The 13,872-nt window shown below is 62.2% G+C and carries 7 protein-coding genes; 4 read left to right on the plus strand and 3 right to left on the minus strand.

Features of this window, described 5'->3' with window-relative positions; genetic code table 11:
• The first annotated feature begins 16 nt into the window (after positions 1 to 16).
• The 4 genes from ACJ8M3_RS21645 to ACJ8M3_RS21660 are packed head-to-tail and all read left to right on the plus strand — an operon-like array spanning position 17 to position 9,707.
• Complete coding sequence (locus ACJ8M3_RS21645; protein WP_442514736.1) at positions 17 to 5,992, plus strand: alpha-2-macroglobulin; 5,976 nt, start codon at positions 17 to 19, stop codon at positions 5,990 to 5,992.
• Between the two features lie 49 nt (positions 5,993 to 6,041).
• On the plus strand, positions 6,042 to 8,390 hold the full coding sequence (gene pbpC / locus ACJ8M3_RS21650; RefSeq protein WP_033644869.1) for a penicillin-binding protein 1C: 2,349 nt from the start codon (positions 6,042 to 6,044) through the stop codon (positions 8,388 to 8,390).
• A 60-nt stretch (positions 8,391 to 8,450) separates the two neighbouring features.
• Positions 8,451 to 9,221, plus strand: a complete 771-nt coding sequence (gene truC / locus ACJ8M3_RS21655; protein ID WP_089197714.1) for a tRNA pseudouridine(65) synthase TruC — start codon at positions 8,451 to 8,453, stop codon at positions 9,219 to 9,221.
• Between the two features lie 33 nt (positions 9,222 to 9,254).
• Positions 9,255 to 9,707: a flavodoxin gene (locus ACJ8M3_RS21660; protein WP_033644870.1), complete on the plus strand. Its 453-nt coding sequence runs from the start codon at positions 9,255 to 9,257 to the stop codon at positions 9,705 to 9,707.
• Between the two features lie 57 nt (positions 9,708 to 9,764).
• Here the strand turns inward: ACJ8M3_RS21660 and ACJ8M3_RS21665 are convergent, their stop codons facing one another.
• The 3 genes from ACJ8M3_RS21665 to glnD form a co-directional block, all read right to left on the minus strand.
• Complete coding sequence (locus tag ACJ8M3_RS21665; protein ID WP_004931929.1) at positions 9,765 to 10,154, minus strand: DUF3461 family protein; 390 nt, start codon at positions 10,152 to 10,154, stop codon at positions 9,765 to 9,767.
• Positions 10,155 to 10,283: 129 nt separating this feature from the next.
• A complete protein-coding gene (dapD, locus tag ACJ8M3_RS21670; protein WP_004931932.1) occupies positions 10,284 to 11,108 on the minus strand; it encodes a 2,3,4,5-tetrahydropyridine-2,6-dicarboxylate N-succinyltransferase in 825 nt (274 codons plus the stop codon).
• 42 nt (positions 11,109 to 11,150) lie between these two features.
• Positions 11,151 to 13,814 (minus strand): bifunctional uridylyltransferase/uridylyl-removing protein GlnD, encoded by a 2,664-nt coding sequence (gene glnD / locus ACJ8M3_RS21675; protein WP_089197713.1) that lies wholly within the window; start codon positions 13,812 to 13,814, stop codon positions 11,151 to 11,153.
• Between the last annotated feature and the right edge of the window lie 58 nt (positions 13,815 to 13,872).

A 13,872-nucleotide genomic window follows, 5' to 3' on the forward strand; every position in this document is an offset into this window, starting at 1 on the left:
ATGAGGTGCTGCAATAATGGATTTATTAAGGTTTATCCTTCGTTTGCCTTTTACCCTGGTTAAGGGCGTTTGCCGCCTGTTGGGTGGGGTCTTGTCGCTGTTGGGGCGGTTGCTGAGACCGCTGGTCGGCAACCTCAGCTGGCGCGCGCCGGCCTGGTGGGCTGCGCTGCCGCGCGGTTTTCTGCGGCTGGAAAGCGGCGTGGATAAACATCCGAAAGCGATCGGTCTGGGCCTGCTGCTGCTGGCAGGCGCCGCGGGCGGCGCGTTTTACGGTTGGCACTGGTGGCAAAATCGGCCTCAGCCGATCGAACCGGCGCCGATGGTGGTTCAGGAGGTCAGCGCATCGCTGGCTAACCCCGCGCCGATAGATTACACCGCCGCCCGGCAAGCGCCACAAACGGTGAGTCTGGCCTTCAGCGGCTCGGTCGCGCCGATCGCCGCGGTGGGCAAAACCGTGAGCGCCGGCATCACCCTCAAACCGACGGCGGAAGGGCAGTGGGCGTGGAACAATGAATCGACGCTGGTGTTCACGCCGAAAAAGCCGCTGCCGATGGGCGCGAAATATGACGTGACCCTCGAGCCCGCTACCTTGCTGGCGCCGCAGGTCAAACTCGCCAAAACCCGCTATGCCTTCACCGTGCCTGCGTTCGGCTACCGTCTGGGGCAGGCCGAGTACTACCGCGATCCGCAGAATGCGCAGAAACGCAGCGCGATTTTCAATCTGCAGTTCAACGCGCCGGTCGACGTCGCCAGCTTTGAAAAACAGATTTCGCTGGGATTGAAAGAAGGCAGCGCCACCTCCGAGAAGAAGCTGAATTTCTCTCTGGTATATGACGAGAAAAAACTGAACGCCTGGGTGCATTCCGAGCCGCTGCAGGCGCTGGATCAGGGCGGCGCGGTACATCTGACCGTCGGCAAGGGCGTTAAATCGACGGCGGCCGGCAACGCGGTCGAAGAGGCGAAAAGCAACTGGGTCAAGGTTCCTACCCTGTACAGCCTGGCGCTGAGCGACGCCAGCGCCCAGGTGGTGGACACCGACGGCGGCAAAGGGCAGCGTGCGCTGGTGGTTGGTTTCAGCGATGCGGTGAAGGATAAAGAGCTGGCGCGAGCCGCGAAAGCCTGGCTGCTGCCGCAGCACGATCCGAGCGATGCCGAGGCCGCCAATGATGCTGAAGACTTTTACCCATGGACGGTAGACAGCGTCGGCAAGAACGTGCTGGCGCAGGCGACGCCGCTGCCGTTGACGCTTAACGAGGCGGAAGAGGCCTATCAGCCGCAGTTCAGCTTCCGTTTTGACGCCCCGGCGCACCGCTTTATGCTGCTCGAGATCGATAACCAGCTGATCTCCGCCGGCGGTTACAAAATGCCGAAGAAGGTTTATCGGGTGGTCGAAGTGCCGGAGTTCCCGAAATCGCTGCAGTTCATGTCGCAGGGCTCGCTGCTGTCGGTCAACGGCGACAAGCAGATCAGCGTGGCGGCGCGCAACGTGGCGGGCCTGCGGCTGGACATCAAGCGGGTGATCCCGAGTCAGCTGCAGCACATTGTTTCCTTCAAAAGCCGGGAATACTCGTCCACGGAATTCAACCGGCTCAACGATGAGTATTTCACCGAGCATTTCAAATACCAGACGGCGCTCAACAACGAGCGGCCGGGGGAAGTGAACTATCAGGGCATCGATCTTTCCCGCTATCTCTCCACCAACGCCAGTTCCCATCGTGGGGTGTTTCTGTTGACGCTGTCGGAATGGCAGCCGAATCGCAAACCGGCGGCGGAAGAGGCGGGTGCCGAGCAGGAGCAGGAACAAGATGAAAGCGAAGGGGAAGAGCAGCCCGACGTCGGCGATTCGCGTTTTGTGGTGGTGACCGATCTGGGCATCGTCGCCAAGAGCTCGCAGGATAAGACGCGCGACGTCTTCGTGCAGTCGATCCAAAGCGGTGCGCCGGTCAGCGGCGCCAACGTATCTGTGGTGGCCAAAAACGGCGTGACGCTGCTCAGCCAAACCACCGGCGCCGACGGCCACGTGCGTTTCCCGGCGCTGGATGTGTACACCAACGAGCGCCAGCCGGTGATGTTCCTGGTGGAGAAAGAAGGGGATGTCTCCTTCCTGCCGACCGGCAGCTATAACGATCGCGGGCTGGATTTCTCGCGCTTCGACGTTGCCGGTGAACAAACGCCGACCGATCCGCGCACGCTCAGCAGCTACCTGTTCTCCGACCGCGGCGTGTATCGGCCGGGAGACACCTTCAATATCGGCCTGATCACTCGCGCCGCCGACTGGCGCGTTGGCCTCGCCGGCGTGCCGGTGCGCGCCGAAATTCGCGATCCGCGCGACAAGCTGATGTCCACCGTGCCGCTGACGCTGGGCGCCAGCGGTTTCAACGAACTGAGCTATACCACCGATGAAAACTCGCCCACCGGCGAGTGGAACGTTTATCTGTATCTGATCGGCAAAAACAACGACACCTCCACGCTGCTCGGCCATACCGCAGTCAATGTGAAGGAGTTCGAGCCGGATCAACTGAAAGTGAAGCTGGCGTTGACGCCGGACCGCCAGCAAGGCTGGGTCAAGCCGTCTGAGCTGAAGGCCAGCATCGATGTGCAGAACCTGTTCGGCACCCCGGCGCAAGATCGCCGTGTGACCACCAGGCTGACGCTGCGGCCAATGTATCCGAGCTTCGATCGCTTCCCGGATTATGCGTTCTACGAAAACCGACAAAACAGCGACGGGTTCGAAACCGAGCTGGAAGATCGCACCACCGATGAACACGGCGCGGCTGATATTCCGCTCGATCTGAAATCTTACGCCGACGCCACTTATCAGCTGCAGCTGTTGTCGGAGGCGTTCGTTGCCGGCGGCGGTCGCTCGGTGGCGGCTACCGCCCGTACGCTGGTTTCGCCTTACGATTACCTGATTGGGGTGAAGGCCGACGGCGATCTGGGCTACATCAATCGCGATGCGGAGCGGCATCTGAATGTGATCGCCATTGATCCGGCCTTGAAACAGATCGCCATGCCGAACCTGAAGCAGGTGCTGATCGAACAGAAATACATTTCGGTGCTGACCAAACAGGATTCGGGCGTTTACAAATATCAGTCGAAGATGAAGGAAGTGCAGCTCTCGGAACAGCCGCTGGCGCTGGGCGATCAGGGCGCGGATCTGCGGCTGGCGACCGATAAGCCGGGCGACTTCGTGCTGGTGATCGAAGATGCGCAGGGCAAGACGCTCAACCGCGTCGCCTACAGCGTGGCCGGCAACGCCAACCTGAGTCGTTCGCTGGATCGCAACGCCGAACTGAAGCTAAAACTCAACCAGGCGGAATACCAGCCCGGTGAAGAGATCGAGGTGGCGATTAACGCGCCCTATACCGGCAGCGGCTTGATCACCATCGAGAAGGACAAGGTTTACGCCTGGCAGTGGTTCCACACCGACACCACCAGCTCGGTGCAGACGATCCGCGTGCCGGCCGGCATGGAGGGCAACGGCTACATCAACGTGCAGTTCGTGCGCGACATCAACTCCAGCGAGATCTTCATGAGCCCGCTGAGCTATGGCGTGATGCCGTTCAAGATCAGTACCAAGGCGCGCCAAAACAGCCTTGAGGTGACGGCACCGGAGGTCATCAAACCGGGTGAAAACCTGACGATGACGGTCAAGACCGATGCGCCGCAGCAGGTGGCGCTGTTCGCCGTCGATGAGGGTATTCTGCAGGTGGCGCGTTATCGCCTGAAGGATCCGCTGGAGTTCTTCTTCAGCAAGCGCGAACTGAACGTGAGCAGCTCGCAGATCCTCGATCTGATCCTGCCGGAATTCAGCAAGCTGATGGCGCTGACCGCGGCGCCGGGCGGCGATGCGGGCGAAGGGCTGGATCTCAACCTCAACCCGTTCAAGCGCAAGCGCGATAAGCCGGTGGCCTATTGGTCCGGCATTACCGAGGTCAGCGGCGAGAAACAGTTCGTCTATCCGGTGCCGGATTACTTCAACGGCAAGATCCGCGTCATGGCGATTTCGGTGACGCCGGAGAAAATCGGCAAGGCGCAAACCGCCGCTACGGTGCGCGACAGCTTCATCATGACGCCGAACGTGCCGGCGATGGTGGCGCCGGGCGATGAGTTCGACGTCAGCGTGGGCGTCAGCAACAACCTCGAAGGGCTGAACGGCCAGTCGGCAGCCATCAACGTCCTGCTGACGCCGCCGCCGCAATTGGAGGTGGTGGGCAACGCGACGCAAAGCCTGACGCTAGCGGAAAAACGCGAGGGCGTGATCGCCTTCCGTCTGCGCGCCAAAGCCGTTTTGGGCGATGCGCCGCTGGTGTTCGACGCCCGTTACGGCGACCAGGCCAGCCGTCGCACCGTCAGCACCTCGGTGCGGCCGGCGGCGCCGTACCGTACTCAATCGGTGATGGGGCGCATGAGCGGCGGCAGCCAGAACGTCGATGGCCTGCGCCAGATGTTCGACGCTTTCGCGCAGCGCCGGGCGGCAGTGTCGAATTCGCCGCTGGTGCTGACCAGCGGGTTGGCGCAATACCTGGCGGATTATCCGTATTACTGTTCCGAGCAGATCGTCAGCCGTTCCATTCCGCTGATGTTGCAGAGCCGCCATCCAGAGATGAAAGGCAGCCTGAGCCAGGCGGAAGTCAGCAAGCAGCTGCGCAACCTGCTGGGCGTGCTGCGCGCCCGTCAGAACGACAGCGGGGCGATCGGCGCCTGGCGTTCGTCGCCGGATGCCGATCCTTTCGTCACGCCTTATGTGGTGCAATATCTGCTCGAAGCCAAAGCGGCGGGTTACGCCCTGCCGGAAGGCATGCTGGACGAAGCTAACGGCGCGCTGCGCGAGCTGGCGGCCAGCGGTTTCGATGATCTGTATCTGCTGCGCCTGCGTAGTTGGGCGGTCTACCTGCTGACGCTGCAGGGCGAAGTGACCACCAACTCGCTGGCGGCCGTGCAGGATACGCTGCAAAAACGCTATGGCGAAGGGTGGAAAACCGATCTGAGCGCGCTGTATCTGGCCTCTTCCTATCGTTTGTTGAAGATGGACGACGAAGCCGCCGCGCTGTTGCAACCCAGCTGGCAGCAACTGAGCAAAGCCTATGACAGCGCCTGGTGGACGCAGAACTATTTCGATCCGCTGGTGCAGGATGCGACGCGGCTGTATTTGATTACCCGTCACTTCCCTGAGAAGGTGGCGTCGATTCCGCCGCAGGTGCTGGAGAATATGGTCAAGGCACTGAAGGAAGAGCGTTATACCACCTACTCCTCTGCAATGAGCATCCTGGCGCTGGAAAGCTATTCGGCCCAGGTGGCGGCGCAATCCGCCAATGCGGACGCGTTAGGCATCGTGCAGGTGGGCAAAAGCGGCGGCGACCCGCAGCGCATCAGTGAGCTGCAGGGGCTGTTCGTTCAGGGGCAGTTCAACGCCGATGCCACCGCCGTGCGCTTCACCAACGGCGGCAGCGCGCCGGCCTGGTATGTGGTGACGCAGGCCGGTTACGATCTGAACGCGCCGCAAAAAGCGCTGTCGCGCGGGATTGAGATCGTCCGCGAGTACACCGACGAACAGGGCAAACCGGTGACGCAGGTGACGCTGGGGCAGAAGATCAACGTCCATCTGAAGGTGCGCGCCAACTCGAAAGAGGGGCAGAGCAACCTGGCGATTGTCGATCTGCTGCCGGGCGGGTTCGAAGTGGTGCAGCAGACGCCGCCGGAACCGGCCGATGCCGGTGAGGAGAGCGACGATCGCGGCGGCTGGCAGTCGCCGCTGGCCGCCACCGGCTCCACCTGGGCGCCGGATTACAGCGACATCCGTGAAGATCGGGTGATTATCTACGGCAGCGCCGGCACCGAGGTGCAGGAGTTCGTCTATCAGATCAAGGCCACCAATACCGGCAGCTTTATTATTCCACCGGCCTACGGCGAAGCCATGTATGACCGAGAAGTGCAGGCCATGTCGGCCGGCGGCGGCAAGCTGGTGGTGGTGCCGGCGGGCAACGACTAGGCCGTATCCGGCGCCAGGCCAGCGTCTGGCGCCGGAATGCTGAGAACGTATGAAGATCCTGACCGGGCGCGTGCTGCAAAACGGCTTGATGGCGGTGTTTTTACTGGCGCTGCTGTTGACCGCAATTCGGCTGTGGCCGCATCCGCCCCTGTGGCAGGGGCTGCCGCAGTCTTCCGTTTATTACGACAGGCACGGCGCGCTGCTGCGCATTACGCTGGCCAACGACGATCGCTACCGGCTGTGGACCCCGCTGGAGCAAGTGTCGCCGCTGGCGGTGCGCGGGTTGCTGCTGCACGAAGATCGTTGGTTCTACTATAACCCCGGCTTTAACCCTGTCAGCCTGATGCGCGGTTTCTGGCGCAGCTATGTCGCCGGCGGCAAAATGCAGGGCGGTTCGACCATCAGCATGCAGCTGGCGCGGATGCGCTGGCATCTCAATACCCGTACGCCGGGCGGCAAGGTGTTGCAGGTGCTGCGTGCGGTGCAGCTGGAACTGAGCTACTCCAAGCGCGATATCCTGGAAGCCTATTTGAATTACGCGCCCTACGGCCGCAACATTGAAAGCATCGGCGCCGCCAGCCTGATCTATTTCGCCAAGCCGCCGCGGGAGTTGACTCTGCCGGAGGCGCTGACGCTGGCGGTCTTGCCGCAGTCACCCAGCTACCGTCTGGAGCCGAAAACCGGCGTGCTCGGCGCGGCGTTGACGCAGGCGCGCAATCGTCTGTTCCAGCGTTGGCAGCGGGTTTACCCCACCGACGCCAGCCAGCAAACGCTGTTCCGCCTGCCGTTGGCGCTGCGGCAGCCTGAACAAGTGCCTTATATCGCACCGCACTTTATCGAACAGCTGCGCCTGCAGACGCAGCAACTGGTGCAGCGCGATACCCGCGTAGACACGACGCTGGACGCCGGGCTGCAGCGGCTGGTCGAACGGCAGGTCAACGCTTTTATCGCCCGCAACCGCAGCCGCGGCATCCAAAACGCCGCGGTGCTGCTGGTGGACAGCCGCGATATGGGGGTGCGCGCGCTGGTGGGCTCGGCGGACTATTACAATCGTCCGATCCAGGGGCAGGTGAACGGCACCAACGCCAAGCGTTCGCCGGGATCGACGCTGAAGCCGTTCATCTACGCGCTGGGCATGGAGCAGGGCGTGCTGCATCCGATGACCATTCTGAAAGACGTGCCTTCGTCGTTCGGCGCCTATGCGCCGGAAAATTTCGACCGGCGTTTTCTCGGCCCGGTGACCGCCACCGACGCGCTGAATTTCAGCCGTAACATCCCGGCGGTCTATGTCGCCTCACAGCTGCGTCAGCCGACCTTTTATCAGTTTTTGCGCCTGACCGGCGTCGCCAATATGGCCAATGAGAGCCACTACGGACTGTCGCTGGTGCTGGGCGGCGGCGAGGTGACGGCGCAGGAGCTGGCGAAGCTGTACGCGTTGCTGGCGAACCGCGGCGAGCTGCGGCCGCTGCGATTGCGGCTGAACGAGGGTGAACCGAGGCCGGTGCGGCTGTTGAGCGAGGAGGCCAGTTTCATCACGCTGGATATGCTGCGCCAGCACCGGCGGCCGGGCGATACGCTGGCGCAGCGTTCTTCGTCGCTGCCGGTGTACTGGAAGACCGGCACCTCATGGGGCTTTCGCGACGCCTGGAGCGTCGGGATTTTCGGCCCTTACGTGCTGGTGGTGTGGGAAGGCAACTTCGATGGGCGCGGCAACAATGCGTTGGTCGGCGCCGAGGCGGCCGCGCCGCTGTTTTTCAATATCATCGACAGCGTCAACGCCAGCTATCCCGCCCTGCGGGAACCGAAACATCCGTTCCCCAAGCGGCTGCGGCGGGTAGACATCTGTCTCGCCAGCGGCGATCTGCCGACGCCGTGGTGCCAGCAAAAGGGCAAGACCTGGTTCATTCCCGGCAAGTCGCCGATCAAGGTAGACAGCGTCTACCGGCCGGTGGTGCTGGATATTCACAGCGGCGAGGTTGTTTGCCCGCCGTATGACGCGGCGCAGACCCGCACCGAAATTTTTGAATTCTGGCCTTCCGATTTGGCCAACGTGTTCGCCCAGGCCGGGCTGCCGAAGCGGGCGCCGCCGGTCAATCGCTGCAAGGACAACGGCATCGCCGTCGGCGGCAACGCGCCGCGCATCACCTCGCCGTTGAAAAACACCACTTATACCCTGCGCCAGTCGCAACAGGGACGGGACAAAATCGCCTTCAATGCGGTGACGGACGCCGACAGCAAGACGGTGTACTGGTTCGTCGACGATATCTATCTCGGCAGCAGCGCCAGCAAAAAACCGATCGACTGGCGGCCGATCAACAACGGGCGCTACCGCATTCGGGCGGTGGACGATCGCGGCCGCGCCGATACGCGCCTGGTGACCATCGAATGGGTGAACTAGCGTTGCGTCTCATGCCTGTTATACTCGCGCCCGAAACGGCTATTGACCTGGGAATGCGATGTGATTGAGATTTTGTATCAGGATGAACACCTGGTGGCGGTGAACAAACCGTCGGGCTGGTTGGTGCACCGCAGTTGGCTGGACCGTCATGAAACTCGCTTTATGATGCAGACGGTGCGCGATCAGCTCGGGAAGCACGTCTTTACCGTGCACCGTCTCGATCGTCCGACGTCCGGCGTGCTGCTGATGGCGCTCTCCAGCGAGGTGGCGCGCCTGCTGTCGCAGCAGTTCGAGCAGCATCAGGTGCAGAAAACCTACCATGCGGTGGTGCGCGGTTACGTGCAGGAGGAGGCGACCCTCGACTACCCGCTGACGGCGGAGCTGGATAAAATCGCCGATAAACATGCCGATGCCGACAAGGGGCCGCAGCCGGCCGTGACGCACTACCGGCCGTTGGCGCAGGTAGAGATGCCGGTGGCCGTCGGCCGCTACGCCAGCGCGCGTTACAGTCTGGTGGAACTGCAGCCGGAAACCGGCCGCAAACATCAGCTGCGGCGCCATATGGCGCACCTGCGCCACCCGATCATCGGCGACAGCAAGCACGGCGATCTGCGGCAGAATCGCGGGATGGCGCAGCATTTCGGTTGCCCGCGCCTGATGCTGCACGCCAGCCATCTGCAGCTGACGCACCCGGTGACCGGCGAGCCGCTGCAGGTAACGGCGCGCTGGGACGAGGCCTGGCAAGGGGTGATGGCGCAGTTCGGCTGGGCGGGGGTATTCCCTGAACTTGCCGGGGTTGAGTTTAACGCGGCTAACGGTCAGGATAGCTGACAATTTTTAAAGGTAATGAAGGGAGTAGGAGCCATGGCTCAGGTTGGTATCTTCGTGGGAACGGTCTACGGCAATTCGCTGCTGGTGGCGGAAGAGGCGCAAAACATCCTCAGCGAGCAGGGCCATGAGGTCAAACTGTTCGAAGAGGGCACGCTGGAGGCCTGGCAGTTTTATCGTCAGCACTACGCGCTGGTGATCACCTCCACCACCGGGCAGGGCGATCTGCCGGACAGCATCGCGCCGCTGTTCCACGCTATCCGCGATCAGGTTGGCTATCAGCCGGAGCTGCGCTATGGGCTGATCGCCCTCGGTGACAGCAGCTATGACCACTTCTGCGGCGCCGGGCGCACGTTCGATGCGCTGCTGCAGGAACAGGGCGCCACCCGCGTTGGCGAAGTGCTGGAAATCGATGCGATGGAACAGCCGGAGCCGGAAGTGGCCGCCTGCCCGTGGGTCGAGCAGTGGGGCACGCTGCTGCAGTCATAACGTAAAAAGGCGCCGCAAAAGGGCGCCTTAACGATGATGCGGGTCAACCGATCCGCATTATTTGCCGCGGGTGAGTTTTTCCAGATCGGCTTCGATCTCGGCAATCTTGTGCGACACCACGCCTTCGAGATGGCGCAGGTCGTCGAGGATTTTACGCTTCAGATCCACTTCCACCTGATCGCGCTGGCACAGCTGATCCAGCTCGTCGATCACGTAACGCAGGTTCGGGTTGATCTCGTGAATTTCCTTGTAGCCCTGGCCGGCGTTGTCCGCCACCACGGTTTTACGCTGGCGCGGATACTTGAACTTCACGCTCTTGGCGAAGAACTCGCCCTTGTCCTTGCGGAAATAGATCTTGAGGATGTCGTTGTTGGCCTCTTGACGCAGGCTATAGCGATCGACGTCTTCCGGTTGATTGATGCCCAAACTCTTCAAGTTATCGTACATACTGCGCCCTCTTTAGATGTGATCGTTATATTCCACGACTGCGATTATGGCGGAAAGCGAGATCTGCGACTGTGACTGCCAGCGAAACGCAGACAAAAAAATAGCGGGTGAATCACCCGCTATTTCAATTTAGTCGATAGTACGCAATAACTCATTAATGCCGACTTTACCGCGCGTTTTGGCGTCGACTTTCTTGACGATCACCGCGCAGTACAGGCTGTAAGAACCGTCTTTCGACGGCAGGTTGCCGGAAACCACCACCGAACCCGCCGGCACACGGCCGTAATGGATTTCGCCGGTCTCGCGGTCATAGATGCGGGTGCTCTGGCCGAGGTAGACGCCCATCGAAATCACCGAGCCTTCTTCCACGATCACGCCTTCCACCACTTCGGAACGCGCGCCGATGAAGCAGTTGTCTTCGATGATGGTCGGGTTGGCCTGCAGCGGCTCCAGCACGCCGCCGATGCCGACGCCGCCGGACAGGTGAACGTTTTTGCCGATCTGCGCGCAAGAACCGACGGTGGCCCAGGTGTCGACCATGGTGCCTTCGTCGACGTAGGCGCCGATGTTAACGTAAGACGGCATCAGCACGGTGTTGCGAGCGATGAACGCGCCCTGGCGCACGGTGGCCGGCGGCACGACGCGGAAGCCTTCCTTCTGGAAGCGTGCTTCGTCGTAGTCGGCGAATTTCATCGGCACTTTGTCGTAGTAGCGGGTTTCCGCGCCGTCCATCACCTTGTTGTCGTTGATGCGGAAAGAGAGCAGCACGGCTTTCTTCAGCCACTGGTGGGTGACCCATTGACCGTCGATCTTCTCGGCGACGCGCAGGGCGCCGCTGTCCAGCAGGCCGATCACCTGGTTTACCGCTTCGCGCGTTACGGTGTCTACGTTCGCCGGGGTGATGTCCGCACGGCGTTCGAAGGCGCTTTCAATAACGTTCTGTAATTGCTGCATGCTGTTCTCTTTCCTGATGTTGTCGGTAAAAAGTTACTTGTATCACATTTTATCGTTTGGGGTGAGGGCCTCTGTCAACCGTTGCTCCAACTTTCTGCGCGTTTCTTGGTCGAGCGCGCGCCGCTCGCCGTCGGCCAGGATAAACAAATCCTCGACCCGCTCGCCGATGGTGGAAATGCGCGCGCCGTGCAGCGACAGCCCCAGATCGGCGAACACTTCGCCCACCCGCGCCAGCAGGCCGGGTTGGTCGAGCGCGGTCAGCTCCAGGTAGCTGCGGCGATCGGTGTGGGTCGGCAGGAAGGTGACCTCGGTCGGCACGCTGAAGTGGCGCAGCTTGGAAGAGGGGCGGCGCACGCGCGGCGGCTGGTACTCACGCTGGGTGATGGCCTGCAGCAGCGCCTGGCGGATCGCCGCGTGGCGATCCTGCGCCAGCGGGCTGCCGTCCGGCTCCAGCACGATAAAGGTGTCCATCGCCATACCGTCGCGGTTGGTGAAGATCTGGGCGTCGTGCACGCTCAGGTTGCGGCGATCCATCTCCCCGGCAACGGCGGCGAACAGATAAGGACGATCCGGGCTCCAGATGAAGATCTCGGTGCCGCCGCGCGTCGCCTGGCGGCTGACCAGCACCAGCGGCTGGGTGGAATCGTGGGCCAGCAGATGGCGGGCGTGCCAGGCCAGCTGATTCGGCGAGTGGCGCAGGAAATAGTCGGCGCGGCAGCGGCTCCAGATGCGGTGCAGCGCCTCTTCGTCGATGTTGTCCATGCGCAGCAGCGCCAACGCCTGCAGCCGGTGGTGGCGCACGCGTTCGCGCAGATCCGGGCTGTTTTGCATGCCGCGGCGCAGCTGTTTCTCGGTGGCGAAATACAGCTCGCGCAACAGGCTCTGCTTCCAGCTGTTCCACAGGGTTTCGTTGGTTGCGCAGATATCCGCCACCGTCAGGCATACCAGGTAGCGCAGGCGAGTTTCGCTCTGCACTTCGCTGCTGAACTGCTGGATCACCGTCGGATCCTGGATATCGCGGCGCTGCGCGGTGACCGACATCAGCAGGTGGCAGCGCACCAGCCAGGCCACCAGTTGGGTTTCTCGCGAGTTGAGGCCGTGCAACTCGGCGAACTCCACCACGTCCTCCGCGCCGAGGATCGAGTGATCGCCGCCGCGCCCTTTGGCGATATCGTGGAACAAGGCGGCCAGCAGCAGCAGTTCCGGGTGCGGCAGGCGCGGATACAGCTCCACGCACAGCGGATGGCGCGGCCGGGTTTGCGGATCGGCGAAGCTCTCCAGCTTCTGCAGCACCCGGATAGTGTGTTCGTCGACGGTATAGGCGTGGAACAGATCGAACTGCATCTGCCCGACGATCTTGCCCCACTGCGGCATATAGGCCCACAGCACGCTGTGACGGTGCATCGGCACCAGCGCGCGCGACACCGCGCCGGGATGGCGCAGGATGGCCATGAACAGATCGCGCGCTTCCGGGATGGTGCACAGCGGCTGTTTCAGGTGGCGGCGCGCATGGCGCAGCTGGCGCACGGTGGTGGAGTAAATGCCTTTGATCTCGCGGTTGCGCACCATCAGGTAGAACATGCGCATGATGGCTTGCGGCTCGCGGATGAACAGCGTTTCGTCACGCAGATCGATCAGATCGCCGCGCAGTTGGAAATCGTCGTTCAGCGGACGCGGTTTTTCGGTGGCGTCCAGCGCCAGGATGGCCTCGTCGAACAGCTGCAGCAGCATGTGGTTCAGCTCGCTGACGCGCCGCGTCATGCGGTAGAAGTCTTTCATCATGCGCTCGACCGGCTCGTTGCCTTCGCCTTCATAGCGCAGCAGCTGCGCGACGCTGAGCTGGCGATCGAACAGCAGACGGTTGTCGTAACGCGGCAGCACCAGGTGCAGCGCAAAGCGGATGCGCCACAGGAAGCTCTGGCATTCGTTCAGCTCGTTGCGTTCGGCCTGGGTGAGAAAGCCGAAGCCGACCATTTCGTCCAGCGAGGTGGCGCCGAAGTGGCGGCGCGCCACCCACAGCAGCGTGTGGATGTCGCGCAGGCCGCCGGGGCTGCTTTTGATATCCGGCTCCAGGTTATAGCTGGTGCCGTGGTAGCGCTGATGACGTTCTTGCTGCTCGTTGATCTTGGCGTGGAAAAACTGCGGCGAAGGCCAAAAGCCGTCGCTGAAGATATGTTTTTGCATCTGCAGGAACAGCGCGACATCGCCGCAGATCATGCGCGATTCGATCAGGTTGGTGGCCACGGTCAGATCCGCCAGCCCTTCCAGCAGACACTCTTCCAGGGTGCGCACGCTGTGGCCCACTTCCAGCTTGAGATCCCACAGCAGGGTGATGAATTCGCCGACCCGCTGCGACTGTTGCTCCGTCAGCCGGCGCTGGCTGAGCACCAGCACGTCGATATCCGACAGCGGGTGCAGCTCGCCGCGGCCGTAGCCGCCTACCGCCACCAGCGCGGTTTCCGGGATATCTTCAAAGCCGTAGAACGTCCACAGCCGGCGCAGCAGGCGATCGATGAAGTCGCTGCGCGCCGCCACCAGGCTTTCTGCGCTGGAGCCGGCGTCGAACGCCGCCGCCAGCCACAGCTGAAACTGTTCCAGCCGCTGTTTCAGCACCGGGCAGGTGAGCTCGTCGCCGCCGTAGGCGCTGGGGGAGGCGGGCGGCATCGGCACGGCCGGGGCCGCCTGTTGAAGAAGATTGTCAGACATAGTGCGCAGCCCATAAAAAAGGCCGGCATAAGCCGGCCTGGTGATATTCTGCACGCGG

This window comes from Serratia sp. CY55921, from assembly GCF_052167655.1.
GTDB lineage: Bacteria > Pseudomonadota > Gammaproteobacteria > Enterobacterales > Enterobacteriaceae > Serratia > Serratia ureilytica.